The organism is Aquaticitalea lipolytica (assembly GCF_014641635.1).
Lineage (GTDB): Bacteria > Bacteroidota > Bacteroidia > Flavobacteriales > Flavobacteriaceae > Aquaticitalea > Aquaticitalea lipolytica.
In genome coordinates this window covers 707,133-733,016 of record NZ_BMIC01000001.1, presented here as the reverse complement: position 1 = coordinate 733,016, position 25,884 = coordinate 707,133, and the positions used below count along the sequence as shown (strand labels likewise).

Genomic DNA, 25,884 nt, shown 5'->3' with positions numbered 1-25,884 from the left:
ATTTGCCTGGCAGTCTCATGAAGTCATTTGAGCAAATGTCGATATTGAAGTCAATTCCAGCTGATGCTTTTAATCAATTAGGTGTCATAGATAATAATCAAAAAATATCATTAGATTATAAAAAAGTAGACTTTATAAGCATGATGAATAAAGTTGGTATTTTGGATGAAAACATGTATACCTTGTTTCAAGCCAAAGAAGATTTAAAGGACATTCAATTTAATTTTTTAATAGAAAAGTATATTGACTTTTTAGATGCCCATTGTTTTTTGACTGGTTGGATGTATACGAATATTACATCGTTTATAAATCCTGTTAGTAAAGAAACCATTAACCTGTTTAGAATGCAATCTGAATTTTTAGAACAGCACTATACAAAAGTTAGAAAACATTTTAATATTGACCCAAAAGGGAGAGAACAAAATGTAAAGACTATTTTAGATCATTACAAAGAGAAGTTTAATAATTCTAATTTTTCAGTAAAAGTCCCAAGTAAAATTCCTAATGTACCTGTAAAAGAAACAATACAACCTAAACCTAAGACGAAAAAGAAGAAACCTGTTTTGATAACCGATGAGGAGGCTGATAGGTTTTTATTAGAGACTGTATTTCATGTGAAATTTAGAAGTGAAAACCATTGAATTAACTTAAAAAACACTAAATAAGCGTCAAACAAACGTTTGTTTGACGATAAATAATATGGAAACACAATTTTATAAATGTAAGTATTGCTTTAAAGAATTTGAGCCTAAACGTCGTTTAGTACAAAAATACTGTTCTAATAGTTGTCGTTCAAAAGCGTATCATGTCAGACAACTTAAGAATACCAATAAAAATAACAATACTACAGCAATAGAGGTTCCAAAACCTATGAGCTTACCTCCAATTCCTGCTAAAACAAAGATAGATAAAGTCAGTATTGCTGGTGTAGGTAATGCGACTTTAGGTAATTTAGCTGCAGGTAGTCTAAAATCTATTTTTACACCTGAAAATAATAAGCCAGCTACTAAAGGCGATTTAAATAAACTTCTAGATAAATTAAACTACCGATACCACCTAATAAATAATTATCCACCACAGCCTAATGGTACGTTTGCATATTTTGATTTACAAACCAATGAATTGGTATTTTTAAAAAGACAATTTTAAACTGGAATTTTTTTAAATTAATTTGTGTAGAATATTTATAATTAAAGATTCATATAGTTAATAATAATTAAGGATATATATAGCTTTCAGACATAATTGTTTTTTTTAATAAAACATTATTTAAGTTAACTAAAAATATTAAGCAAATCTTAAGAAAAACTAAATCTAGGCTTAATAAAAAATCGTAAATTTTGCACGATGAGAATTTTAATAGTAGAAGACGAACCAGGTATATTTAACTTCCTCAAGCAAGGCCTAGAGGAAGAATCCTATGCTGTGGATATAGCCGAAGAAGGCAAAAAAGGACTTGAACTGGCACTTACCGGAGAATATGACCTTTTATTATTGGATTGGATGGTACCAGGTATAAGCGGTATCGAACTTTGTCGTCAATTCAGAAAGGAATTCCAAGAAACCCCTGTTATTTTTTTAACAGCCAAAGACACCTTGGATGAAACCATTTTCGGACTTCAAACAGGAGCCAATGATTATATCAAAAAGCCGTTTCATTTTGAAGAATTATTAGAACGTATTAAGGTGCAATTGCGCCCGAAATCGGGAGAACATTCCATTTTTAAACTTGGTACCATAACTTTAAATACTTCAACCTATCAGGTGTTTAAAGATGATGAAGAAATAAGCTTGACACAAAAAGAATTTGCATTATTGGAACATTTGATACGCAATAAAGGAATGGTGTGCAGAAGGTCTCGGATTATAGAAAGTGTCTGGGATATCCATTTCGACTATAATACAGGCGTGATAGATGTTTTTATCAATGCACTTCGCAAGAAACTGAAGTTAGGGAAAGACGAGAATTACATTCAGACAGTTAGAGGTGTGGGTTATATTGCAAAGGAAATATGAGTTTAAGTTTTAAAAACAGGATAGCATTACATTATATGATTGCCACAGCAATCATAATGGCAGTAGCATTTACCGCTGTTTATTTTGTAGTTAAAGGTGTGGTGTATCAAAATATAGATAGTGACCTGTCTTTTGAAGCGGAAAAGCATACCGAAGAAATAAAAGTCGTTGGGGACAGCATTAAAATTAAAAACAAAAAGGAATGGGAAGAACGCGAGCATAGAGAAGTTCAGGTAAATCCTGTTTTTATCCAAATATTGGATAAGAATGGGATATTTATGGATAAATCGCCAAATCTAAAAGAGAACGAGCTCGAATTTCATCCACAATCTAACTATGGTGGACATTATAATGATATCTTAAATAACAAACCCATTAGACAGATTCAATTACCTATAGAGGAAAATGGAAAAATAAAAGGTTTTATAGTAGCGGCTATGTCTTTAGAAGCATCACAAATGGTACTGCTTAATCTAAGAAATATTTTGCTATTAGTGTATTTACTTCTTTTGGCGAGTCTCTATTTTATATCAAAATATATCGCAGGAAGAAGTATCATACCCGTTAAAAATGTAACCGAAACGACCAACAGAATTACACGCAACAACTTAAACGAGCGCGTTGCATTGCCCCAAAATAAAGATGAACTTTTTGATTTATCTTCTGGAATTAATGATTTGTTGCAACGTATCGAAAATGCAATGGAAAGAGAACGTCAATTTACATCAGACGCTTCACACGAATTACGTACACCTTTAGCAACTTTAAAAGGCACATTAGAGGTGTTGGTTCGCAAGCCAAGGGAACGCGGTGAATATGAAGAGAAAATAAAGTTCAGTCTTACAGAAATAGACCGAATGACTGCCACATTAGAGCAATTGTTACTGTTAGCAAGACTAGATACAAGCTCAAAAGCTAAGGATGAATCTTCGGTGCCTCTGGCAACCGTTATTGATGAAATCCTTTCAAGACACAAAAAGCCAATATCAGAAAAGAAGCTTTCAATAAATTTTAAAAATGATATTGAAAATGAAACTTTAGTACCTCAATATTTTAGCAATTTAATATTGGAAAATATTATTAGTAATGCTGTAAAATATGCCAAAGATGCTACTAACATCCATATTTCAATAACTCAATCCAATTCCAACATAATCTGCAAGGTGCGAGATGAGGGCATCGGTATCAAAAAAGAAGATTTGGATAATGTGTTCAATAATTTCTTCAGGTCTGATGCGCTCAATCATAAAAATATTGCAGGTAATGGTTTGGGGCTTTCTATAGCCAAAAAGGCTGCGGATGCTATTGATGCTAAGATTGAAGTAGCAAGTGACTTTGGGCAAGGAACAACTTTCACTATTACTTTTTAAGCCAATCTTAAGATTGACAAAGGGAAGACCTTAGGATCGTCAATTATTTTTGGTGTGTAATTTAAAAGCACATCAATATGTTAACAGCACCGCACATTCACGCTATGGTTATCCACTTTCCGATAGCCTTAATCTTTGTAGGTTTCTTATCCGAAATCATAGCACTTTTTACTAAAAAACAGTTTTTTAATAATGCCGCGTTTTACCTTTTGCTACTAGGCGCTTTGGGTGCAATTGTGGCTTACATAAGTGGAAGTTATGCAGGCGATGGAATGACGGACGGAATCCTTCAAGCACCTATGGAGTTACACGAAGAAGCCGCCACAATAACTTTATGGCTTACTATTATAACCGCGTTATATAGGGTCGCATTATACTACTTTAAATACAACAGAGGTTGGACGAAATGGGTTGGTATTATACTATTTGCGTCTTTATCAGCATCAGTTGCCAGAACGGGTTATTTAGGAGGTCAATTAGTTTTTCAACACGGTGCAGGCATTGAATTGGCACTGCCAGATTTCGGAACTCAATCTAGTGACTAATTTTTAATCAACTCTTAAGAAATAACAAAGAAAACTCATAAATAAGTATATACACATTTACTCAAAAATTTAAACAATTTAATAACATATAAAATGAAAAAATCAGTAGTAATATTAGTAACAGGAATAGCACTTTCAAGTATGCTTTTCCAATCTTGTAAAGACAACTCAGCAGATAAAATAGAAGTAAAACCGTCTAAAGAAATGGCTGAAAAGATAATGGGAAAAACCAAAGAAAGTGAAGACCCACAAAAATTGACTATTCAGCATATGAAGGATGCCTTTAAAGGAGAAACAACTGCAAATGCAAAATATGCAGCTTTTAGTAAAAAGGCAGAAGAGGAAGGCTATCCTGAAATTGCAATACTTTTCAAAGCGGCATCTGGGGCTGAATTAATTCACGCCAATAATCATAAAGTAGTTTTACAAAGAATGGGAGAAGAAATCCCTGTTGTTACACCAGAGTTTACAGTAGGAAGTACTATGGAGAATTTAAAAAATGCTATTGACGGCGAAAGCTATGAATTCAATACTATGTATCCCAACTTTATAAAAGATGCAAATGCAGCAGGAAACTATATGGCACAAATTAGCTTGACTTATGCCTATAAAGTAGAACAAAAACATAGAGATTTTTATAAAACTGCCCTTAAAGCTTTAGAAGAAGGAAATGTTAGTTCGTTACCATCTGTTTATTACTTATGTCCAACTTGTGGAAACACCTATGCAACCACTGCACCTGCACGTTGTGAAATATCTATGACCGATTCTAAATTATTTATTAAAGTCGATAAGCTATAAGTTTTTTTGATTGATGGTTAGTGTTGATTGATTGGCAAAGGCTCTGAAAATATTTCAGGGCTTTTGTTTTTTTAATCAAGTTTTATATTCTAATTCGATTTTAAGCCAATCTTAAGATAACCATTATCAAATCATAACTTAAGGGGACTACATTTACACTATTAGTTAGAATTATTTTTATGAAAAAGAAATAGATTTCCCCTTAACCTTTAAATGATTTTGGTTAGTATTTATTGGTTAATAGCAGCAAAAGCCTTGAGACTATTCAGGGTTTTGTTTTTTGAATATAAACCTTTCTTAAACTAACCATAAGAAATAGCTAGAGCAACTATTATTAAATACTATTTCTTTTAATCTGTTTACGGTTACAATTGCGATGTTTATTACAAATATAATCTAACTAATCTGAATCAAAATTTCTTATATTAATAGTTGATAAATATCTAAAATGGAAAAAATATAGAATATTAATCGGAATTTTTTGCACTTCAGTTGTTATATACATAAATACTTAACCTATTTAAAATAAAATATGAATAAAATAATACTAGTAGCCTGTTTAATAGGTACTATAACAGTTAATGCTCAAATTACTGAAACAGATAACACTATGTTATGGACAACACTTGGTGTCAATAAAAAACTCGATGATAAGTTTAGTCTTAGTTATTACCAGTTGCATTCCTTTAGTTTAAATGATTCTAGAATTAATTTTATTCAGCCAGATTTAGAAATTGAATACGAATTAAGTAAAAGTTGGGATGCATCAGTTGGTTATTCGCCTACCTTTTCTTTAGACGGTGTTCAAGGAAACCAACTTTTGTATCATAGAGTTTCAGCAGATATAAAGGTAAGTACAAAATTGGGCAAACGTATCCGGATGAAAAATTCTATTACAGGAGAATATCATTTTACCCAACGTTCAAAATTTAAACAACGTTATTATTACAGATTGGATTTATACTATAGAGACACTAAATTACCTTGGAGATTACGCCCATTTATAAACCAAAAACTTTATTGGTACTCCAACGGAAAACCATTACAGTATTATGATGATAATGGCGACCAAACAGAGTTAAAATCGCCAAATGGGTTGCATGCATATAGAATACAAACAGGAATAAAGCTGTATCCCATGGATGATTTTAGTTTCGCGATATATTTTCAAAAACAAAAAGAATTTAACTCTACTTTATTTGGAGGCAGAGATATCAATAGCCTTAATCCCAATTCAAACTCTATAAGAAGACCTTTTTACGATTTTTCAGTAATAGGAATTTCTTGTAGTTATAAACTTTAAAAACCCAAATTTATGAAAACAATTAAAAAAAGTATCATTACAAAAAGTGTTGAAAATTTTAAAATAAACAGAACTATCCGTAAAACGTATATGCCAAAATCTGGTGATGTAGCGGTTTTTCAAGTAATATCTATTGGGAAGCATAGTGCTATTCAAGCCGAAAATGGTAATAATACCTATATTTTTCCAGGCGATAAAATTCTTGCAACTTTTGGTAATCGTTATGCAACTGCTCAGTTTGAAGGGTATGTGCCTAAAGTTCACCATAACAAGTACCAAATTCTTGGTCAAGGTGGTGTGGTTGGTGTTTTAGCAAGTTTACATGCAAAGCTTGACGATGTTGGTCCAACAGAAGTTAAACTTATTGGTTATGCTGTAAATGAAGAAAACCAAGTAATCAATACAATATATAATGGAGTAGAGCGAGAAACCTTTAATCCTATTAAAAATAGACCTTACGAAATGTATCTTTCTGTTGGAGCTAGTATGGATAGCGGAAAAACAACCACAGCTGCATTTTTATCAAGAGGTTTTATGCAGCAGAAAAAAAAGGTAGCATTTATAAAACTTACTGGTACCGTTTTCGCAAAAGATTGTAGTATTGTAAGAGATTGTGGTGCAAAAACGGCAGTAGATTTTTCATATTGTGGGTATCCTTCTACGTTTCTTCATAGCACAAACGAAATTCTTGATATTCTTGAAACATTATTAAAAAGAGTGGAAAGAATTAATCCAGATGTTGTGGTTATTGAAATTGCAGATGGATTATTTCAACGAGAAACCAAATCTTTAATAAACCATAAACCACTTATGAATATGATTGATGGTGTATTACTTTCTTGCGCAGATAGTTTAGCCGTAAATAGTGGGATAGAAATACTACGTAAAATTAATAAAGAACCTATTTTAATAAGTGGTATATTTACTGCAAGCCCCTTAATGATAGATGAAGTTAAAAATGAAACAAATATTCCTGTTTTTACTTTGGAAGATTTTACTAATAAAATAAATTTTGGTTCAGTGTTTCCAAACATAAAAGCCTTAATTAATGCTTAATGACATATACCTCGAATAGTAATTTAATTAAACAGTTTGTCCTACAAAGAAAATCCAGAACCATCTGGATTATTCTTTTAGGGATGATTACTAATTTAATTACCATTATTATACCAGTTAGTATCGGTAAATATTATCAATTGGTATTTAATTTTAAAGCCTATAGAATGAAATTTCTTGGTGTAGTCCCATCAACTATTTGGGATACTGTACCAAAATTTTTAATTGTTTTTTTACTCTTAATAGGAACTAGATATTTCTTTTATTTTTTGCACGAATATTATTTAAGAAATGAAGGCGAAATCTTTACAAAACAAGTAAAAGATTATTTATTTAATCATCAATTACAAATTCATAATTCTGTTTATAAAGAAAAAGGTATAGGCAAATATTTATTAAGATATTCAGGAGACATTAATAGTTTAAAAAACCTTTATTTAAAAGGAACCATAAGTGCTATTGTTGATGTTTTAATGATACTTTTTGCACTATACTGGTTGTTTGTCTTAAATAAAAAAGGAGCCATTGCAATTATAGTATTATCACTTTTATTTTATTTAGTAATTCGTTTTTTAAATAAAAAAGTGGAATTGCATTCGTATCAAAAAAGAGATAAAACTTCAGGACAATTATCTTTCGTAAGCAGAACATTAAATAGTATTCTAGGTGTAATTTTATATAATAAGCAGGAAATAGAACTAAAAAAATACAAGAAAAAATCTAATGCTGTCATGGTAGCTGCTTTTAAATTTAACAAATGGTCTATATTAAATAGTGGCTTTGTATCTTTTATACAATATGCAATTTTATGTGTGGTTTTATATATGTTTTACTTGGATATTGAAGAAGCTAATGTACAAAATCATGGAGGCGAATTAATTAGTTTTATATTATTATATATTACCATATTACCAGTAATAAGAAGATTGTTTTCTTTAGAAAGAGTCTATAAACTAGGTAATATTTCGTTAAAAAAACTAAACAATATCATTGAAATAGAAGTTGAAAAAATTAATATCGGAAAAAATTTAAAAGTTAATAACCCAAGAGTTGTATTTGAAAATGTAAAATTTGATAATTTTGATTCTATTAACTTCAATTCAAAAAAAATGACTTTCAATACACTTTTGTTGCCAAAAGGTGTTGATGAAAATAACATTATTTCATCCATATCTAGGTTAAATGATAGTTATGAAGGGACAATAAAAATAAATGATGTCGATATAAGAGAGTTTTCATCAAAATCATTACGTAATGTTATTTCTTTTTGCACCAAAGAAATCCCTTTAGTTGGAAGAACGGTTTATGAAGCTATAACAGAATATAGATCAGACAAAATAAAAGCAGATGTAAATAACTTTTTTTCAGAAATCCAATCTGTTTTTGGCAATATTTCAACATTAGAGATTGATGATAATATTGGAGAAAACGGATCGCTATTATCAATTGCACAATACGAAATTTTATGCTTAGTTAGAGGTGTTTTAGCTGGCAAGAAAATTTTAATTGTGGGGCTTTTTCCTATATTAGAATCGCATGACAGTAAATTATTTTTAGAAGTCTTAAAAATGCACGAATCGACTATAATAAAATTAGAACACAAACAAAATCATGATTAAACCAATAATAGCAATTCTGTTAATATTTTTTTCCATTATAATGATAGACACTAAAGAACCTATTAGTCAGAAAAATCCATATACCATTGTAATACACGGAGGAGCTGGTACCATTAAAAAAGAAAACTTAACCAAGCAACAAGAAAGCGATTATAATGAGTTGCTGTCTCTAGCTTTAAAAACAGGTGAAAATCATTTAAAAAAAGGAGGTACTGCTGTTGAGACTGTTGAGATGGTTATAAAAATATTAGAAGATTCGCCACTCTTCAACGCTGGTAGAGGCTCTGTATTTAATAATGCAGGTTATCAAGAAATGGATGCCTCAATTATGGATGGTAAAGATTTAACTTTTGGTGCAATTGCGGGTTTTACAAACCTAAAAAACCCCATTGAAGGCGCCAGAATTGTAAAAGATAGTACTAAACATGCATTTTTATACGGAAAAAGAGGTCAAGATTTTTGTATAAGTAAAGGAGCTGCTTATGCAGATAGCTCTTATTTTTATTCAGAGTACCGTTGGAAACAATACCAAAGAGCGTTAAAAAAAGATACCATTGAGTTAGACCATAGTGATGATATTGACGAAGGCAATACAGACTTACAGGACAGTAAAAAATTTGGTACTGTTGGTTGTGTTGTATTAGATACGCACGGAAACCTAGCAGCAGGAACCTCTACTGGAGGTCTTACTAATAAAAAATATGGCAGAATTGGAGACTCACCAATAATTGGTGCTGGAACCTATGCAGATAATAAATCTTGTGCAGTGTCGTGTACAGGCAACGGGGAGTTTTTTTTAAGAGGGACCATTGCTAGAGATATAGCTGCCCTTAAAGAATATAAACACTATTCTTTGGAAAAAGCAGGAAAAAAAACCTTAAAAAAACTATCAGATATGAAAGGTAGAGGCGGCTTTATATCTGTAGATAAAAAAGGTACATATATAATGATGTTTAATACTAGAGGAATGTACAGAGGTGTTGCAACGTCTACAGGCGAATTTAAAGTTGAAATGTATGCTTCCGAAGACTAAATCTTTTCATTTTAAGCCAATCTTAAGATTAAGCAAAGAAAATTCTTAGATAGCTATAATAACTTTGTTTTATAATTGATTAAAAAATATTTTTTGATTGATAGTTTTGGTTGGTTAGTAAAAGCCTTGAGATTTCTCAAGGCTTTTGTTTTTTGAGAGTATATAAAATCTTAAGCCAATCTTAAGAAATGGTTTAGGAACAACTTAGATAACCCATATACATTTACCATTATTTTAAACGAATAACCAACAAATGTTAGAACGTATTATCCAGTACAGTATTCATCACAAACTTATTGTACTATTATTTACTGCCGGAATCGTGGGATTTGGCTTGTATTCCCTAACAAATATCCCTATTGGAGCAGTTCCCGATGTAACCAATAATCAAGTACAGGTTATTACCACTTCTAGAAATTTGGCTACCGAAGATGTGGAGAAATTCTTAACCTATCCCGTAGAACTCGAAATGGCAAACTTGCCAGGTGTCAAAGAAATTCGTTCGGTTTCAAAATTCGGGCTATCTGTTGTAACTGTGGTATTTGATGATGAAATGGGTACCTATTTACCGCGACAACTTATAGCCGAGAAAATAAAAAGTGCTGAAGAAAAAATCCCGGCAGGCTTTGGTAAACCGTTTATGGGACCAGTCTCTACAGGTCTTGGAGAAATCTATCAATATGTAATCGACGTTGATGCCAAACATAAAGACCAATACTCACTATCAGATGTACGTACCATTCAAGATTGGGTGGTAAAACGGCAGCTTTCCGGAATACCGGGAGTTGTTGAAGTAAATACTTGGGGAGGCTACTTAAAAACCTATGAAGTTGCTGTAAACCCTGAGCGACTTCGTGCTATGGACGTTTCAATTTTTGATGTTTTTGCCGCTCTCGAAAAAAACAATAGCGTTGCTGGTGGTGGTTATATCGAAAAGATTAATGAAAGTTATTTTATAAGAGGTGAAGGTTTAGTAACCTCAGTAAAAGACATAGAAGATATCGTTGTAACGAGCAAGGGCGAAGTACCAGTATATGTTAGAGATGTTGCCAATGTAGGCTTTGGTCACGCTAATCGTTTTGGAGCAATCACTGGAAATGGAGAAGGAGAAAAAGTACTAGGGCAAGTAATGATGCTTAAAGATGCCAATTCTAATGCGGTTATTGAAGCAGTCAAAGAGCGTGTGGCAGAAATACAAGCATCGTTACCACCTGGTATTTCAATCAACCCATTTTTAGAACGTAGCGAACTCATAGGAAAAACAACATTTACTATCGCCGAAAACCTCATTTTAGGATGCCTTATCGTAATATTTGTAGTGGTATTGCTTTTGGGCAATCTGCGTTCTGGTTTGGTCGTAGCTTCAGTTATTCCATTATGTTTATTGTTCGCACTTTCGCTAATGTACATTTTTGGTGTGGATGCCAACTTGATGAGTTTGGGAGCGATTGACTTTGGTATTATTATCGATGGAGCGGTCATCATCGTAGAATTTATAGCCTTTAAAATCACCAGTCAGCGTGCCAAATTATTAGCGCTTCCTAAAGCAGAAAGACAAGGACTGATTGACAATATTACCTATCAAGGAGCCACAAAAATGATGAACTCTGCTGTCTTTGGGCAATTAATCATCATTATTGTTTTCATCCCGATTCTGTCCTTGGTAAATGTAGAAGGAAAAATGTTTCGTCCTATGGCATTGGTATTCTGCTTTGCCCTCATTGGGGCAATGGTACTTTGTTTTACTTACATTCCTGTAATGGCTTCAATGTTTATAAAACCATCAAATACGGAAAAGAAGACCATATCGTCCAGACTCATTGCTTTTTTAGAAGATAAATACCAACCTACCATCGCCTGGGCTTTACGTAAAAAAACATTGGTATTGAGTATGGCAGTAGGATTGTTATTATTTACGGTATTTCTATTTACCAGAATGGGTGGCGAATTTGTGCCAACCCTAGATGAAGGCGATTTTGTGATTCAACCAGTTTTAAAAACAGGAATGTCTTTAAGTAAGACGATTGAAGCCACAACCCAAATTGAAAAAATACTAAAGCAATTCCCTGAAGTTGAACAAGTGGTAAGTAGAATTGGCGCAGCCGAAGTACCAACAGACCCAATGTCTATGGAAGAAAGTGATGTGATTATAAAACTAAAACCTAAAGGCGAATGGACATCTGCCGAGTCTAAAGACGAATTGGCGGATAAATTTAAAAAAGCCTTATCCAATGAAATCGCAGGTGTGGATTTTGAATTTACCCAGCCTATTGAAATGCGATTTAACGAATTAATTACAGGAGTAAGAGCAGATTTGGCCATCAAGGTTTTTGGTGAAGATTTAGATGTACTCTACAGAAAAGCACTAGAGATAGAAAAGGCGATTCAAAATGTGGAAGGAGCTGCAGATATTTCCGTAGAAAAAACTGCTGGTTTACCGCAAATGTCTGTAAAGTACAACCGTCAGAAAATTGCTAAATATGGATTGAATATAGAAGACTTAAATAAGATTGTTACAATGGGTTTTGCAGGAATGCCAGCAGGAACAGTATTTGAAGGCGAAAAGCAGTTCGATTTAGTGCTACGCTTTGACGATGCCCATAGAAAAGACATTCAAAATATAGAAACAGCTTCGGTGTCGTTACCTAATGGCACAAAGTTACCACTGAGTGAATTTGCTACCATATCTTATACCAAAGGACCTGCGAAAATCTCTAGGGATAATACCAAAAGACGTATCGTTGTAGGTGTAAATGTGAGAAACCGAGATTTAGAATCGGTGGTAAAAGATGTGCAAGCCATTATTGAAAGAGACATTAAGATACCAACAGGATATTCCATAAGCTACGGCGGACAATTCGAAAATTTAAGAACAGCATCGGCACGATTAAAAGTAGCTGTACCAATTGCGTTAATATTGATTTTTGTCTTACTATACTTCGCTTTCGATTCTGTAAAAGAGGCCTTAATGATTTACAGTGCCATCCCATTATCGGCTATTGGTGGTGTAATGTTACTCTACATTCGAGATTTACCGTTCAGTATATCCGCAGGTGTTGGTTTTATTGCCCTTTTTGGTATCGCGGTATTGAATGGGATTGTACTGATTGAAGAGTTTAAGGAATTAAAAGCACACGGTGTTGAAAATATCAATAAGCGAATTTTAATGGGAACAAAAAACAGATTACGCCCTGTATTACTGACAGCAGCAGCAGCAGCTTTAGGATTTTTACCTATGGCAATTTCAACTTCGGCTGGTGCCGAAGTGCAACGACCATTAGCCACTGTGGTGGTAGGTGGTTTAATAACCGCAACCGCATTGACACTTGTAGTACTACCAATATTATATGCAATGTTCGATAGAAAAGGGCATCATCCTAAAAAGAAAACCAAAGTGAACTTAAAAGCGTTGAGCATAGTGCTTTTGTTCTTTTTGCCATTTTTTGGTCGAGCACAGCAGCAACCTATGAGCGCTGAACAGGTGGTGCAAATGGCGATGGAAAATAATAATTCCCTTCAGGCATCAGCTAAAAAAGTCAATCAATCGGAACAATTGGTGGGCAGTGCTTTGAATTTGGATAAAACACAGGTGTATTACGGCTATGACCAAAACAATATTGCGGAGAATGGCTTGCCTCTACGGGTTTTTGGTGTGAGTCAATCACTTCAATTTCCAACAATTTATGGTGCGCAACGCAAAGTAGAAAAACAAAAAGTGGCTTTGACCACACAGCAGTACAAACTCAATGAAAGAGCCTTGACCAAGGAAGTATATAAAGCCTATTATGAGGTGGTTTACAGCAATAGTCTGGTGAAACAATATACCTATCTCGATAGTCTGTATGGTCAATTTGCAAAAGCCGCCACAAAAAGATATGATGTTGGCGAAACTAACTTATTGGAAAAGCTAACAGCGGAAACCAAACAAAAAGAAATAGCCATTGCACTTGCACAAGCGCGAGAGGATATTTCAAAGGCGTACACAATGCTCAATCTATGGGTGCAAAGCGATTCATTGGTTGAAGTTATTGAAGATGAGTTACCAAGACTTGATTTAAAAGCATTGAATATCACAGAGCATCCTGGGATGTTATATTATGATTCAGCGGAAAAATTAGCAGAATCCTCACTTTCTTTAGAACGGCAAAGACTGTTGCCAGATTTACATTTGTCCCTATTTCAAGGAACAAACAATGGTGTAAACGCGAGAAATTATAACGGATTTCAAGTGGGTGTGGCAGTACCCCTATGGTTTGGTGCAAACAAATCTAAAATCAATGCAGCAAAAACGGAAACAATGATTGTAGCCAACGAATTTGAGAATTATAAAATTCAACTACAATCAAAATATGATGGTTTACATTCTGATTTAAAAAAGTATCAAGAATCTGTCGATTATTATGAAACCACAGGGAGAGCACTTTCTAAAGAATTAACATCAACCGCTTCAAAAGCGTTTCAAAGTGGCGAGATAGATTTCTTGCAATATGTTCAGCTTTTGGAGAGCGCAAAAAATATCGAAATCAACTATTTACAAAATCTAATGAAGTATAACAATACCGTATTAGAGTTAAACTATTTAACCAATTAATAATGAAAAATATAAGTAACAGATTATTGAGTTCTATAAACGGCAAAGGGCTTTTATTGTTCGCAATAATGGTTTTAGCCTCTTGTAATTCAAAAGAAAAATCTACAGTTGCCAATGAAGATACATCTGTCGAAATCGAAAATCCAGACGTAATTACGCTAACAGAAACCCAGTTTGCATCGGGTAATATGGAAGTTGGAAAAATAACAAAGCAACCATTTAATACCATAGTAAAAGCCAATGGTATGTTTGCCGTTCCGCCAGAAAATCAAGCCGATATAAGTGCATATTTTGCTGGATATGTAAAGGATATCAGCTTGCTTCCTGGAGATACAGTAAAAAAAGGTCAGACCTTGTTCACGATTGAAAATCCTGAATATGTACAGGCACAACAAGATTTTTTAGAAGCCAAAGGACGTTTGAACTATTTAAAGTCGGACTATGAACGTCAAAAAGAGTTGATGGCAGATAATGTGACATCCAAAAAGAATTTTCTAAAAGCAGAATCGGAATATACCGTAACGTTGGCACAATACCAATCGCTGAAAAAGAAATTGAGCTTAATGAATATTAATCCGAATACCTTGTCCGGAGAAAACATTCGTTCGGTCATCAGCGTATCTTCGCCTATATCGGGTTATGCAACGACCATCAATGCTACTAAAGGAATGTATTTAAATCCTTCGGATGTAGCCATTACGGTTACCAATACAGATGATTTACATATTGAGTTGAAAATTTTTGAAAAAGACCTTCCAATGGTAAAAGAAGGACAGCCTATCAATGTGCGATTACAAAACGATATGACTAATGTGTACAAAGGAAAAGTGCATTTAGTAAATAAGGCAATTAATATTCAAGATAGAACCGTAGATATTCACGGCGATTTGGTTAATGAAAGTGAAGCAAAGTTATTTGCCCCAGGAATGTATATCGAAGGAGAAATTTTAACCACAACAACAGAATATCCAGCATTACCAGTTGAAGCGGTTGCAAATATTGATAATGATTATTTTGTTTTAGTTAAAGAAAACGATACGACCTACAAAAGAGTATTGGTTAAAATTGGAGCTACCAATAATGGTTTTATTCAAATAGTAAATGCCGATGATTTTGATGTGAATACAGAATTCTTAACTAAAGGTGCCTATAACTTAATTACGGAGTAAGATGACAGAAAAAACAGAAGGCTTGGATAATTATTTGGCCAGCCATTACATCCACAGAAGTAACTGGTTAAGAGCAGCAGTACTTGGAGCTAATGACGGTATTTTATCAACCGCAAGTATCGCAATAGGAGTCGCAGCTGCGAGTGCCACACGTGAACCTATTATTTTGGCAACCTTGGCAGGACTTGTTGCAGGTGCACTGTCAATGGCTGCAGGAGAATATGTTTCGGTAAGTTCACAAACAGATGTGGAAAAAGCTGATATTGAGCGTGAAAAGGACGAATTGAAGGAGATGCCAGAAATCGAATTACAGCGATTAGCAGAGATTTATGAAAAAAGAGGTTTGCAAAAAGCAACGGCTCTTACCGTAGCAAAAGAATTAACAGAACACGATGCTTTGGGCGCGCATATCAGAGACGAATTAGGTATAAATGAAATTAGTCAGGCTAAACCTACACAAGCGGCTTTTGCATCAGGAGCAGCATTCACGGTTGGTGGATTGCTTCCATTTTTGGTAACGCTCTTTCTTCCATTAAAGGGTATGGAATATTCAATATATGGGTTTGCGCTTTTCTTTTTGATTGCTTTAGGTATAGTTGCTGCAAAAACTGGCGGCTCAAGCATTAAAAAAGCGATTGTACGTATTACGTTTTGGGGAACAGTAGCAATGGGTCTTACGGCATTGGTAGGATATCTATTTGGAGTAAATGTTTAGATAAAATATAAAATTATGAATGACGCACATTTTCATTTAGTAGTAAATCATCTTCCCATTGTGGGAGTATTGATTGGATTCTTAGTATTGTTAGCAGGGTTTGTTATCAAAAAGCCTCAGGTAAAAAATACAGCATTGGGTATTTTTATATTTAGTGCCCTAACGGCTATAGTTGCTTTTTTAACAGGCGAAGGTGCCGAAGAAATTGTTGAGAATTTACCGGGAATTAGCGAAACATTGATTCATAAGCACGAAGAATTTGCGGAGTTGTTTTTGACTGTGATGCTGATTTTAGGGAGTGTATCGCTAATTACTTTGTTTTTTGAATATAAAAAACTGCCGTTTTCTAAATATGGTTTTATCGCAGTTTTACTGCTTTCAATGACCTCGATAGTCATTTCAAAAAATGTGGGGACGAGTGGTGGAGAAATAACCCATATAGAGATTAGAAGCAATGCCAATGTAATTCAATTAGATGCAGAAGATGACCACGATGATGATTAAAAAGGTTTCCGAATACTGCACAGATTTACTAACGACTTCAAAGTGTAAAGAGTTACCATTTCATAACCTTCAACATACCAAAGAGGTCGTGCAAAACGTGAAGTATTTGTGTGCTGCAATGGATATTAGTGAACAAGACACAGAAGTTTTAATAATTGCTGCTTGGTTTCACGATACTGGTTTTTCAGTAACCTACAAAGGGCACGAAGACGAAAGCAAATTGATTGCAAGTAAGTTCTTGAATCAACAAGAAGCAAATCAAGATTTTATTGATAATGTTTGTAATTGTATTGACGCCACAAAAATGCCACAATGCCCAACTACTACAATTGCCGAAGTATTGTGTGATGCCGATATTTTTCATATCAGTAACTCGCATTTCTTTTACAGAAAGTTATTGTTACGCAGGGAATGGGAGGTGTTTTGCAATAATCAAGTAAGCGATTTAGAATGGCATCAACTGAATTTGGAATTTTTAAAAAAGCACCATTTTAGAAGTGATTATGGAAAGCAAACCTTAGAGAAAGGGAAGCATGAAAATCTTCATAAAGTTGAAAATATTTTAGCTTATTACAATGTATAATAATTTTCCATACGAAAAGTACAATTTCAACAATCAAGATTTATTGTCTGGATTAACAGTTTCTGAAAGAAAAATGCTAACTAAAAATAAAGAAATACTACATTTTAAGGCAGGTACAGAAATATTTATAGAAGGAACAGAACCTAAAGGTATTTATAGAGTACTATCGGGTAAAGTAAAGAAATATACTGCAACCAATTTTGGTACATATCACATATTTTATATCTGTGGAGAAAACGAATATCTTGGGTATCACGCTATTTTAAGTGAAGAAGAGTATTCAGATTCTGCAATTGCATTATTAGATTGTAAAGTTGAATTTATTCCTAAAAATGATTTTTTAATTGTAGTTGGTAAATCTCACAAATTATTACAACGAATACTAAAGAATTTAAGTCACGAATTTGGAGTTTTTATAAATGCGACAAAAATATTAGCTCGATATACTGTAAGAGAGCGTACTGCAATAAACCTATTGATTCTAAAAGAGAAGTTTAGTAGTGAAGCAGAAGGTGTTATCGAAATTAATAGAGAAGATCTTGCAAGTATGGTAGGTACTGCAAAGGAATCATTGGTGCGAATGTTGAGAGATTTCAAAGAAGAAAAGCTTATTTACACAAAAGGGAGAATTATTTATATTAAAGATGCTGAGGGGCTTGTAAGAGTAAGTAATATTAGATAAAATTGATAAATATCAATGTAAGAATAAACAACTATTAGCGTTAAACTAAATATATTTAGTATTTAAAAAAATGTTATAAAAACACACCTTGCTATAACATCTAAAAGATTTAAAACAGAAATTAATTTAAGGATATTTATGGAGTTAGTTGTTTTAATAATAAACCTCAAGTTATGTATTAAAACTACTTTTAAACGATTAAAGAATAACCTTGCAGCAGAAGCTTATAAGCTTCAGTTGTATTTGATAATAGTAACTTTCTAAAAATGGTTATTCAGAAAGGAAAGTCAATATTTAGAATATAAATTATTATGAAAAAAAACATCTTATCAGCACTGTTAATACTTTTAATGATTAGTGGATTAACTGCTCAAGAATGGCAAACAGATTTTACCAAAGCTAAAGAAATAGCCACCAAAAACAATCAAAATATTGTATTGGTTTTTCAAGGCTCAGATTGGTGTGCACCTTGTATAAAATTAGATAAAGAAATTTGGAGCACTAAAGAATTTCAAGATTTAAATAATAATCATTTTGTGATGCTAAAAGCAGATTTTCCTCGTAAGAGTAAAAATGCTTTGTCTAAAGAAAAGCAAGAACACAACAATAAACTAGCTGAAAAATATAACCCTAACGGTTATTTCCCATATGTAGTTGTCTTAAATTCTCGTGGTGAAGTTTTAGGAAATTTGGGTTATGAAAAAACTACACCTACATTATATTTTAAAAAATTGAAAGCTTTTGAAAAATAGACTTTTTTTAATAGGATTCTTCATTACTTCTTTTGCTTTTAGTCAGCAAGTATACAACAGAACCCTTAAATTGATGGGTAGTCGGTTTGATATAACTGTTGTTGCAAATGATTCACTTGAAGGCAATAATTATATTGATTTAGCTGTCAACGAGATATCAAGAATTGAGAAATTGATCTCATCTTGGGACGCAAAATCACAAACCTCAGAAATCAATAGAAATTCAGGTATAAAACCTGTAATTGTTGATGACGAATTATTTCAACTTATAAAGAGAGCCATTAAAATTTCAAAATTGACCGATGGTGCTTTCGATGTTAGTTACGCGTCGATGGATAAAGTTTGGCATTTTGATGGTAGTATGACAAAGATGCCAACTGAGGATGAAATAAAAAAATCTGTAGAAAAGGTAGGCTATCAAAATATTATTCTAGATGAAGAAAATCATTCAGTTTTTTTAAAACTAGAAGGAATGAAAATTGGTTTTGGAGCCATTGGTAAAGGCTATGCTGCAGACAAAGCAAAAGCACTTCTTATCGAAAAAGGTGTGGTTGCAGGTATTATTAATGCCTCAGGAGACTTAAACACTTGGGGAACTCAACCAAATGGTAAAGATTGGTTGGTGGCTATTGTAAACCCATTAAACAAAGAAAAAGTATTCTCGTGGATGCCTGTAAACAATAGTGCAGTTGTTACCTCTGGTAATTATGAAAAATATGTAAAATTTAATGATGTTTTATATACACATATTATTGACCCTAGAACGGGTTATCCAGCAACAGGAATATTAAGCGTTACCATATTTACAAAAACGGCTGAATTAGCTGATGCTTTAGCAACTTCTATTTTTGTAATGGGAAAAGAAACAGGCTTAGATTTTATAAATCAATTAAAAGGCGTTGAGTGTATAATTGTTGATGAAAACAATAGCATTATCACATCAAAAAACATAGAATTAAATCCTCTAAAAAATGATTAAAAAAGTAATTATTCTAGTAGTACTAGTATGTTCTTTCAGCTCTTGTGTAGCTGTAAAAGAATACGAAAAAGTAAATCTAAGCGATCCAGATATGGTTTTAGCCCAAAAAAAGATAGAACGTTTTGAAACGGCTTTTCAAGTGTATCGCGAAGGTGCATCTGGAGCAAATGGCGGAAAATCTGGAGGAGGCTGTGGCTGTAACTAACATATTTAAAAATTAAATGAAATACCTAATTATAACAGTTGCTCTTTTTTGCTATGGGAGCATAATGGCTCAACAAGACTCTACTTTAGTATATAAAAAACGAGTTTTAGAAACAACGGAAGTTGATTTTTTAAGTAGCTATTATTCCCAAGATGGGAATAATGCATCGGTTACTGGTGGAATTGGGACAGAGAAATTATCTGATTTAACAGCAACTATAGTAGTTAGTTTGCCTTTGAATGATGATGATGTACTTACTGTTGATGCAGGAATTTCTGCCTATACCTCTGCTTCTTCAAGTAATGGAAATCCTTTCGATATTTCTGGTGCTTCTGGCAATGGTGATGACGACGATGATGACAGACGAGCTGCCCCAGGAGATGTTATAGGAAGTCCTTGGGTTGCATCCTCAGGTGCATCACGTTCAGATGTTTGGTCAAGCATTAATGCTGACTATTCCCATAGTTCTGATGACAGAAATACGATTTGGAATGCAGATGTATCTTTTGCAACTGAATATGATTATAGTTCAATTGGTTTTGGTGGAGGCTTAACCAAACTATTTAATGAAAAGAACACTACCGTTGGGATGAGTGCCAAGGTCTATTTAGATACTTGGAGACCAATTTACCCTACAGAGTTAAAAGCTTATGCAGATGAAAATGGAAATCTAAACCAAGGGTTTTTTAATGGGATTACAATTTTAGACCAAAATGGGAATGCCTCTACAAATTGGCAACCATTAAATGGTTTTGATGTGATAAATAATAAAGGTAGAAATTCCTATTCTATCTCTTTAAGTTTTTCTCAAATTCTGAGCAAAAATGCTCAATTTTCTGTTTTTTTAGATGTTGTTAGGCAACAAGGGTGGTTAGCAAACCCTTTACAACGTGTTTATTTTGGTGACGTTGATAATTATTATATTGGTAATGCATCAAGTATTCCAAATTATACATCCTCAAGTAATAAGGACGTCTTTCAATTAGCAGATGATATTGAACGACTTCCTGATAATAGGTTAAAAATCCCTATTGGATTTCGCTTAAATTATTATATAAATGAAGTTGTATCTCTAAGAACGTATTATCGTTATTACTTTGATGACTGGGGAGTTCAGTCCAATACGGCTAGTTTAGAAATACCCATAAAAGTTTCCGATAAATTTACACTATATCCTTCATTTAGATATTACGATCAAACACAGGCAGATTATTTTGCACCTTATGAGCAAAATTTATCAACTAGTGAGTTTTATACTTCTGATTTTGATTTGTCTCAATTTAGTGCAAATCAATATGGCTTTGGTATAAGTTATACAGACATATTCAGTAAAGCACATATCTGGAAATTAGGATTAAAAAGTATAGACTTTAGATATAATAATTACCAGAGAGATACAGGTTTAAGTGCTAATTATGTTGGGTTAGGATTTAAGTTTATAATGGACTAATTGTGAATCACTTAAAAATTAATTCAGTCCTATTTTTTTAAGTAGGACTGTTTTTTTGAAAATCAATATGGAAAAAATAATAGTGATGTTTACCTTGTTCATTGGATGGATAGGTCAAGCGCAACAAGGAATAATAGAACCTGTAAAATGGGATTCAAAAATTGAAAAAGTCTCAGATACAGAATATGATATTATTTTAATTGGAACTATTGACAAAGAATGGCACGTTTTTTCCCAATTTACAGATGAAGACGGATCGTTACCATCAGTTCTAACCTTTGAAAATTCAGGACGTGATTATGAGTTGTTGGGAGAAGCAAAAGAAAGCGAAACGGCAAAAGCTTATAATGATGTTTTTGAAGTGGAGGAAACCTACTTTTTAAATAAGGTTCAATTTACACAACGCATAAAACTACTTTCTGAAACCGTAAAACAAATCAACGTTCACCTTGAATATCAGGTTTGTAAAGAAGTTTGCATTAATAAAGAAGAGAATTTCGTCATTGCGCTCGATGGTGGTCCTGTGACAGTAGAAAATGTCGCACTTGATGAACGCAGCATAATACTAAGTAACAAACTTACGCTAGACCTTAAAAATAAAGATAGATTAAATGCTGGTTCCGAAGTTGTTAGCTCTGGCGGAAATCTTTGGAAAATATTCGTACTTGGTTTTTTAGGAGGTTTAGTTGCTTTGCTTACACCTTGTGTCTTCCCAATGATTCCGTTGACAGTATCTTTTTTTACAAAACAATCCGGAACAAAGTCAAAGGGAATAAGAAATGCTATTGTTTATGGGTTATTCATTGTACTTATTTATGTAGGACTAAGTATTCCATTTCATTTTCTAGATTCGGTAGACCCGGAAATTTTGAATACAATATCGACTAATATGTGGTTGAATGTAATATTCTTCGTCATATTCATATTTTTTGCCTTTTCATTTTTTGGTTATTATGAACTGACTTTGCCTAGCTCTTGGTCAAATAAAATGGATTCCGCTTCAAGCACAGGAGGAATTATCGGTATATTTTTTATGGCGATTACTCTTGCTTTAGTTTCGTTTTCTTGTACAGGACCTATTTTAGGTTCATTATTAGCAGGCTCACTTACAAGTGATGGTGGTGCATTTCAACTTACTGCTGGAATGACAGGTTTTGGTGCTGCATTAGCGTTGCCTTTTGCCTTGTTTGCATTATTTCCAAATCTACTTAAGTCATTACCAAAATCTGGTGGATGGTTAACAATGGTAAAAGTACTGTTAGGTTTTGTAGAGTTAGCTCTTGCATTCAAATTCCTATCAAATGCTGATTTAGTTGCACATTGGGGAATTTTAAAGCGTGAGGTATTTATTGGTATTTGGATGCTCATATTCCTATTAATGGCATTGTACTTTTTTGGTATTATTCGTTTTCCTCACGATGGGAAGAAGACATTTAGTTTTCCCAAAGTAACCTTTGCTGTTCTTGTGGTTGCATTTGTAATTTACCTTGGCACAGGCCTTACTAAAAATTCTCATTTAAAATTATTGGCTGGTTTTCCGCCACCTACATTTTATAGTCTTTATGAACAAGAGTCAGACTGTCCGCTAGGATTAGACTGCTTTAAGGATTTTGATGAGGGTCTCGCTTTCGCTAAAGCAAATAACAAACCAATCTTATTAGATTTTACAGGATGGGCTTGTGTTAATTGCCGGAAGATGGAAGAAAATGTATGGAGTGATTCAAAAGTATATGATTTACTAAAGGAAAATTACGTATTAATTTCACTTTATGTAGATGATAGAAAAGAACTATCTGAAGCAGAACAGTTCAAAATAAAGCTTAACGAAAATCACCTGAAGTTAATTGAAACCGTTGGTGATAAATGGTCTACGTTTCAATACTTAAACTTTCAAACAGCTTCTCAACCCTATTATGTTATAATGAATTCAAATCTAGAAATATTAAATGAAGCCAAACAGTACACAGGTATTGACGAATATTATGAGTGGTTGGCAACAAGTTTAAAATACTCAAAATAATTTTTAATTAAAACTTAGTTAATAATAAAATTTCATATGATTTTGTTTATCAATGTCGCTTTTTCACAGACTATGTATTAGTACTACAATTCTTAATTTTATTTCAGTAACAAATATAGCACTATTAAAATACTCCATTAGCTTACTAGTTATAATGTTTGCAAAATTAATGATGTAGTGACAGACTTTTATTATTGGTAGAAACAAGATAAGTGAAGGTTACTAAAGATATACCTACTAATAAATATTGAAAAAATTCTTGAAAATAACGAAATGAATCTCAGAATTAAAATTAATAACAAAGTGATGTTCTATTTCTAGCAAATATCACTAAACAAAACTAGGTTTTAAAATAGCATAGAACAAAATTTTTAATAAGATAAATTGTTAAGTTTTTTTAGTTAGTAAAAAATTTGGTTATCTAACAAGATTGTATATTTAATGTTAAATGAATATTAATCAGAATTTGCATAAATTTACATTCAATTATTTACTAACACAGTGAACATAAAACTGAACACGTTTTAGAACACGATTTGATTTTTTAATTGCGGTAATAGACTGATATTTAACATGTTATAAGTCATGAAAGAACTCATAACCCGAAGGTCACTGGTTCGAGTCCAGTTCCCGCTACAACAAGCCAAATACGAAAGTGTTTGGCTTTTTTTATATAAAAAATATTAGTAAAATATTTTTAAAATCATCAATAGATTATTCTACTTTTGCGATTAAATATTAATCTAATAAGAAATGAAAATAAATAAATTATTAAGTGCTGTTATAGTGGCATCAGTTATGTTTTCTTGTAATAAAAAAGGAGCATCAAAAGAATCTTTAAAAACTGAAATTGATTCTGTAAGTTATGCTATAGGAATGGATGTTGCTCGTAATGCAAAAACAAGTTTTTCAGAAATAAATAGCGAACTATTTATGGAAGGGTTTATGAGCGTTATTGATTCTTCTGAGGTTCTAATTGATCAAGATAAAGCGCAAGAAGTAATTAGTGTTTACTTTCAAAAGAAGCAAGAGGCAGAGTTTAAAAAGCAACAAGAGGAAGCTTTAAAAAAGGTTGAAGAAACTTATGCAGACAATAAAGCTGCAGGTGTAAAGTTTTTAGAAGAAAACAAATCTAAAGAAGGTGTTAAAGTAACATCGAGCGGATTACAATATATTGTCTTAAAAGAAGGAAGTGGTCCTAAACCAACTACAAATAATAAAGTTAAAGTACACTATCATGGAACTTTAATAGACGGAACAGTATTCGAAAGTTCTGTAGAAAATGGAACACCTGCAGAGTTTTTTGTAACACAAGTTGTTCAAGGCTGGATTGAAGGTTTACAACTGATGCCTGTTGGCTCTAAATATAAGTTTTTCGTTCCTCAAGAATTGGCTTATGGAGCTTTCCCTAGACAAGGAGGAGGTATTAAACCTTTTGATACTTTAATTTTTGAAATAGAGTTATTAGAAATCATTCAATAAAATTTTATTGAAAATATATTTAAAAAAACAGGAAGCTTGCTTCCTGTTTTTTTGTTTATAGCTGTAAATTAGTGAATAAAACAAAACAAGGTTGTAACTTTGCAGTGTTATAAAAGTAAAAAATGAATCACAAAGCAGGTTTTGTAAATATAATTGGAAATCCTAATGTTGGTAAATCAACACTTATGAATGCGTTTGTAGGTGAAAAATTATCAATAATCACATCTAAAGCACAAACTACACGACATAGAATTCTTGGTATTGTTAATGGAGATGAGTTTCAGATGATTTTATCAGACACTCCAGGAATTATAAAACCAGCTTATGAGTTGCAAGAATCCATGATGGATTTTGTTAAGTCAGCATTTGATGATGCAGATGTGTTAATTTATATGGTTGAGATTGGTGAGCAAGAGTTAAAAGACGAAGCATTTTTTAGAAAAATCACCAACTCTAAAATACCTGTTTTATTATTATTAAATAAAATAGATAAATCTGATCAACAACAGTTAGAAACCCAAGTGCAATTGTGGTCAGAAAAAGTACCAAATGCAGAAATTTATCCTATTTCGGCATTGGAAGGTTTTAATGTAAAAGAAGTATTTAGTAGAATTATTGAATTACTTCCAGAATCACCACCATATTATCCAAAAGATCAATTAACAGATAAACCAGAACGTTTTTTTGTAAACGAAACTATTCGAGAGAAAATACTATTGCATTACAAAAAGGAGATTCCTTATGCAGTTGAGATAGATACAGAAGAGTTTTTTGAAGAGGAAGAAATTATTAGAATGCGTTCAGTAATTATGGTTGAGCGTGATACACAAAAAGGTATCATTATTGGTCATAAAGGGACTGCTTTAAAAAGAGTAGGTGTAGAAGCTCGTAAGGATTTAGAAAAATTCTTTGGCAAGCAAGTACATTTAGAATTATATGTTAAGGTGAATAAAAATTGGAGAAGTGATCAAAAACAATTAAAACGTTTTGGTTATAATCAAAAGTAAAG

General features: G+C 32.8%; 23 protein-coding genes. All 23 read left to right on the top strand.

Annotated features, from left to right (window positions below):
* Nucleotides 1–44 precede the first annotated feature (44 nt).
* Nucleotides 45–641 (top strand): hypothetical protein, encoded by a 597-nt coding sequence (locus IEW41_RS03435; RefSeq protein ID WP_188604932.1) that lies wholly within the window; start codon nucleotides 45–47, stop codon nucleotides 639–641.
* A 58-nt stretch (nucleotides 642–699) separates the two neighbouring features.
* Nucleotides 700–1,149, top strand: a complete 450-nt coding sequence (locus IEW41_RS03430) for a hypothetical protein (RefSeq protein ID WP_188604931.1) — start codon at nucleotides 700–702, stop codon at nucleotides 1,147–1,149.
* Between the two features lie 198 nt (nucleotides 1,150–1,347).
* Nucleotides 1,348–2,016, top strand: coding sequence for a response regulator transcription factor (locus IEW41_RS03425; protein ID WP_188604930.1), 669 nt, complete (start codon nucleotides 1,348–1,350; stop codon nucleotides 2,014–2,016).
* 56 nt (nucleotides 2,017–2,072) lie between these two features.
* Nucleotides 2,073–3,386, top strand: a complete 1,314-nt coding sequence (locus IEW41_RS03420) for a sensor histidine kinase (RefSeq protein WP_229660156.1) — start codon at nucleotides 2,073–2,075, stop codon at nucleotides 3,384–3,386.
* 77 nt (nucleotides 3,387–3,463) lie between these two features.
* Nucleotides 3,464–3,931 carry a DUF2231 domain-containing protein gene (locus tag IEW41_RS03415; RefSeq protein ID WP_308419833.1) on the top strand — a complete coding sequence of 156 codons (468 nt, stop codon included), beginning with the start codon at nucleotides 3,464–3,466 and terminating at the stop codon, nucleotides 3,929–3,931.
* Nucleotides 3,932–4,024: 93 nt separating this feature from the next.
* Entirely contained in the window at nucleotides 4,025–4,732 is a 708-nt protein-coding gene (locus IEW41_RS03410) for a rubrerythrin family protein (RefSeq protein ID WP_229660154.1), read from the top strand.
* Between the two features lie 532 nt (nucleotides 4,733–5,264).
* Nucleotides 5,265–6,035, top strand: a complete 771-nt coding sequence (locus IEW41_RS03405; RefSeq protein ID WP_188604927.1) for a hypothetical protein — start codon at nucleotides 5,265–5,267, stop codon at nucleotides 6,033–6,035.
* A 12-nt stretch (nucleotides 6,036–6,047) separates the two neighbouring features.
* A complete protein-coding gene (locus IEW41_RS03400) occupies nucleotides 6,048–7,091 on the top strand; it encodes a P-loop NTPase family protein (RefSeq protein WP_188604926.1) in 1,044 nt (347 codons plus the stop codon).
* On the top strand, nucleotides 7,091–8,710 hold the full coding sequence (locus IEW41_RS03395) for an ABC transporter transmembrane domain-containing protein (protein WP_188604925.1): 1,620 nt from the start codon (nucleotides 7,091–7,093) through the stop codon (nucleotides 8,708–8,710). The genes IEW41_RS03400 and IEW41_RS03395 overlap by 1 nt, the downstream gene beginning before the upstream one ends.
* A complete protein-coding gene (locus tag IEW41_RS03390) occupies nucleotides 8,703–9,743 on the top strand; it encodes an isoaspartyl peptidase/L-asparaginase family protein (protein ID WP_188604924.1) in 1,041 nt (346 codons plus the stop codon). The genes IEW41_RS03395 and IEW41_RS03390 overlap by 8 nt, the downstream gene beginning before the upstream one ends.
* Nucleotides 9,744–9,996: 253 nt before the next feature.
* Complete coding sequence (locus tag IEW41_RS03385; RefSeq protein ID WP_188604923.1) at nucleotides 9,997–14,334, top strand: CusA/CzcA family heavy metal efflux RND transporter; 4,338 nt, start codon at nucleotides 9,997–9,999, stop codon at nucleotides 14,332–14,334.
* Nucleotides 14,335–14,336: 2 nt separating this feature from the next.
* Nucleotides 14,337–15,503 (top strand): efflux RND transporter periplasmic adaptor subunit, encoded by a 1,167-nt coding sequence (locus IEW41_RS03380; protein WP_188604922.1) that lies wholly within the window; start codon nucleotides 14,337–14,339, stop codon nucleotides 15,501–15,503.
* Nucleotide 15,504: 1 nt separating this feature from the next.
* The gene (locus IEW41_RS03375) at nucleotides 15,505–16,218 is read left to right on the top strand and encodes a VIT1/CCC1 transporter family protein (RefSeq protein WP_188604921.1); all 714 of its coding nucleotides are present in this window, start codon (nucleotides 15,505–15,507) and stop codon (nucleotides 16,216–16,218) included.
* 15 nt (nucleotides 16,219–16,233) lie between these two features.
* Nucleotides 16,234–16,722, top strand: a complete 489-nt coding sequence (locus IEW41_RS03370; protein WP_188604920.1) for a hypothetical protein — start codon at nucleotides 16,234–16,236, stop codon at nucleotides 16,720–16,722.
* Nucleotides 16,712–17,305, top strand: a complete 594-nt coding sequence (locus IEW41_RS03365) for an HD domain-containing protein (protein ID WP_188604919.1) — start codon at nucleotides 16,712–16,714, stop codon at nucleotides 17,303–17,305. The genes IEW41_RS03370 and IEW41_RS03365 overlap by 11 nt, the downstream gene beginning before the upstream one ends.
* Entirely contained in the window at nucleotides 17,298–17,987 is a 690-nt protein-coding gene (locus IEW41_RS03360) for a Crp/Fnr family transcriptional regulator (RefSeq protein WP_188604918.1), read from the top strand. Before IEW41_RS03365 ends, IEW41_RS03360 begins: the two co-directional genes overlap by 8 nt.
* 311 nt (nucleotides 17,988–18,298) lie before the next feature.
* Nucleotides 18,299–18,739: a thioredoxin family protein gene (locus IEW41_RS03355; protein WP_188604917.1), complete on the top strand. Its 441-nt coding sequence runs from the start codon at nucleotides 18,299–18,301 to the stop codon at nucleotides 18,737–18,739.
* Complete coding sequence (locus IEW41_RS03350; protein WP_229660153.1) at nucleotides 18,729–19,718, top strand: FAD:protein FMN transferase; 990 nt, start codon at nucleotides 18,729–18,731, stop codon at nucleotides 19,716–19,718. The genes IEW41_RS03355 and IEW41_RS03350 overlap by 11 nt, the downstream gene beginning before the upstream one ends.
* Nucleotides 19,711–19,923 carry a DUF4266 domain-containing protein gene (locus IEW41_RS03345; protein ID WP_188604916.1) on the top strand — a complete coding sequence of 71 codons (213 nt, stop codon included), beginning with the start codon at nucleotides 19,711–19,713 and terminating at the stop codon, nucleotides 19,921–19,923. The genes IEW41_RS03350 and IEW41_RS03345 overlap by 8 nt, the downstream gene beginning before the upstream one ends.
* 16 nt (nucleotides 19,924–19,939) lie before the next feature.
* Nucleotides 19,940–21,373, top strand: coding sequence for a DUF3570 domain-containing protein (locus IEW41_RS03340; protein ID WP_188604915.1), 1,434 nt, complete (start codon nucleotides 19,940–19,942; stop codon nucleotides 21,371–21,373).
* A 67-nt stretch (nucleotides 21,374–21,440) separates the two neighbouring features.
* On the top strand, nucleotides 21,441–23,393 hold the full coding sequence (locus IEW41_RS03335; protein ID WP_188604914.1) for a protein-disulfide reductase DsbD family protein: 1,953 nt from the start codon (nucleotides 21,441–21,443) through the stop codon (nucleotides 23,391–23,393).
* Nucleotides 23,394–24,146: 753 nt separating this feature from the next.
* Entirely contained in the window at nucleotides 24,147–24,875 is a 729-nt protein-coding gene (bamJ, locus tag IEW41_RS03330; RefSeq protein ID WP_188604913.1) for a BamJ family beta-barrel-assembly machinery protein, read from the top strand.
* Between the two features lie 122 nt (nucleotides 24,876–24,997).
* Nucleotides 24,998–25,882 carry a GTPase Era gene (gene era, locus IEW41_RS03325; RefSeq protein ID WP_188604912.1) on the top strand — a complete coding sequence of 295 codons (885 nt, stop codon included), beginning with the start codon at nucleotides 24,998–25,000 and terminating at the stop codon, nucleotides 25,880–25,882.
* The last annotated feature ends 2 nt before the right edge of the window (nucleotides 25,883–25,884 follow it).

What these genes read in the sequence shown, in the direction of transcription:
- IEW41_RS03410 (WP_229660154.1), top strand. Translation starts at nt 4,025, where the DNA reads ATGAAAAAATCAGTAGTAATATTAGTAACAGGAATAGCACTTTCAAGT.
- IEW41_RS03345 (WP_188604916.1), top strand. Translation starts at nt 19,711, where the DNA reads ATGATTAAAAAAGTAATTATTCTAGTAGTACTAGTATGTTCTTTCAGC.
- IEW41_RS03415 (WP_308419833.1), top strand. Translation starts at nt 3,464, where the DNA reads ATGTTAACAGCACCGCACATTCACGCTATGGTTATCCACTTTCCGATA.
- IEW41_RS03395 (WP_188604925.1), top strand. Translation starts at nt 7,091, where the DNA reads ATGACATATACCTCGAATAGTAATTTAATTAAACAGTTTGTCCTACAA.
- IEW41_RS03380 (WP_188604922.1), top strand. Translation starts at nt 14,337, where the DNA reads ATGAAAAATATAAGTAACAGATTATTGAGTTCTATAAACGGCAAAGGG.
- IEW41_RS03400 (WP_188604926.1), top strand. Translation starts at nt 6,048, where the DNA reads ATGAAAACAATTAAAAAAAGTATCATTACAAAAAGTGTTGAAAATTTT.
- IEW41_RS03340 (WP_188604915.1), top strand. Translation starts at nt 19,940, where the DNA reads ATGAAATACCTAATTATAACAGTTGCTCTTTTTTGCTATGGGAGCATA.
- IEW41_RS03355 (WP_188604917.1), top strand. Translation starts at nt 18,299, where the DNA reads ATGAAAAAAAACATCTTATCAGCACTGTTAATACTTTTAATGATTAGT.
- IEW41_RS03420 (WP_229660156.1), top strand. Translation starts at nt 2,073, where the DNA reads ATGGCAGTAGCATTTACCGCTGTTTATTTTGTAGTTAAAGGTGTGGTG.
- IEW41_RS03375 (WP_188604921.1), top strand. Translation starts at nt 15,505, where the DNA reads ATGACAGAAAAAACAGAAGGCTTGGATAATTATTTGGCCAGCCATTAC.
- IEW41_RS03425 (WP_188604930.1), top strand. Translation starts at nt 1,348, where the DNA reads ATGAGAATTTTAATAGTAGAAGACGAACCAGGTATATTTAACTTCCTC.
- IEW41_RS03365 (WP_188604919.1), top strand. Translation starts at nt 16,712, where the DNA reads ATGATGATTAAAAAGGTTTCCGAATACTGCACAGATTTACTAACGACT.
- IEW41_RS03370 (WP_188604920.1), top strand. Translation starts at nt 16,234, where the DNA reads ATGAATGACGCACATTTTCATTTAGTAGTAAATCATCTTCCCATTGTG.
- IEW41_RS03360 (WP_188604918.1), top strand. Translation starts at nt 17,298, where the DNA reads ATGTATAATAATTTTCCATACGAAAAGTACAATTTCAACAATCAAGAT.
- IEW41_RS03335 (WP_188604914.1), top strand. Translation starts at nt 21,441, where the DNA reads ATGGAAAAAATAATAGTGATGTTTACCTTGTTCATTGGATGGATAGGT.
- bamJ (WP_188604913.1), top strand. Translation starts at nt 24,147, where the DNA reads ATGAAAATAAATAAATTATTAAGTGCTGTTATAGTGGCATCAGTTATG.
- era (WP_188604912.1), top strand. Translation starts at nt 24,998, where the DNA reads ATGAATCACAAAGCAGGTTTTGTAAATATAATTGGAAATCCTAATGTT.
- IEW41_RS03390 (WP_188604924.1), top strand. Translation starts at nt 8,703, where the DNA reads ATGATTAAACCAATAATAGCAATTCTGTTAATATTTTTTTCCATTATA.
- IEW41_RS03405 (WP_188604927.1), top strand. Translation starts at nt 5,265, where the DNA reads ATGAATAAAATAATACTAGTAGCCTGTTTAATAGGTACTATAACAGTT.
- IEW41_RS03385 (WP_188604923.1), top strand. Translation starts at nt 9,997, where the DNA reads ATGTTAGAACGTATTATCCAGTACAGTATTCATCACAAACTTATTGTA.
- IEW41_RS03430 (WP_188604931.1), top strand. Translation starts at nt 700, where the DNA reads ATGGAAACACAATTTTATAAATGTAAGTATTGCTTTAAAGAATTTGAG.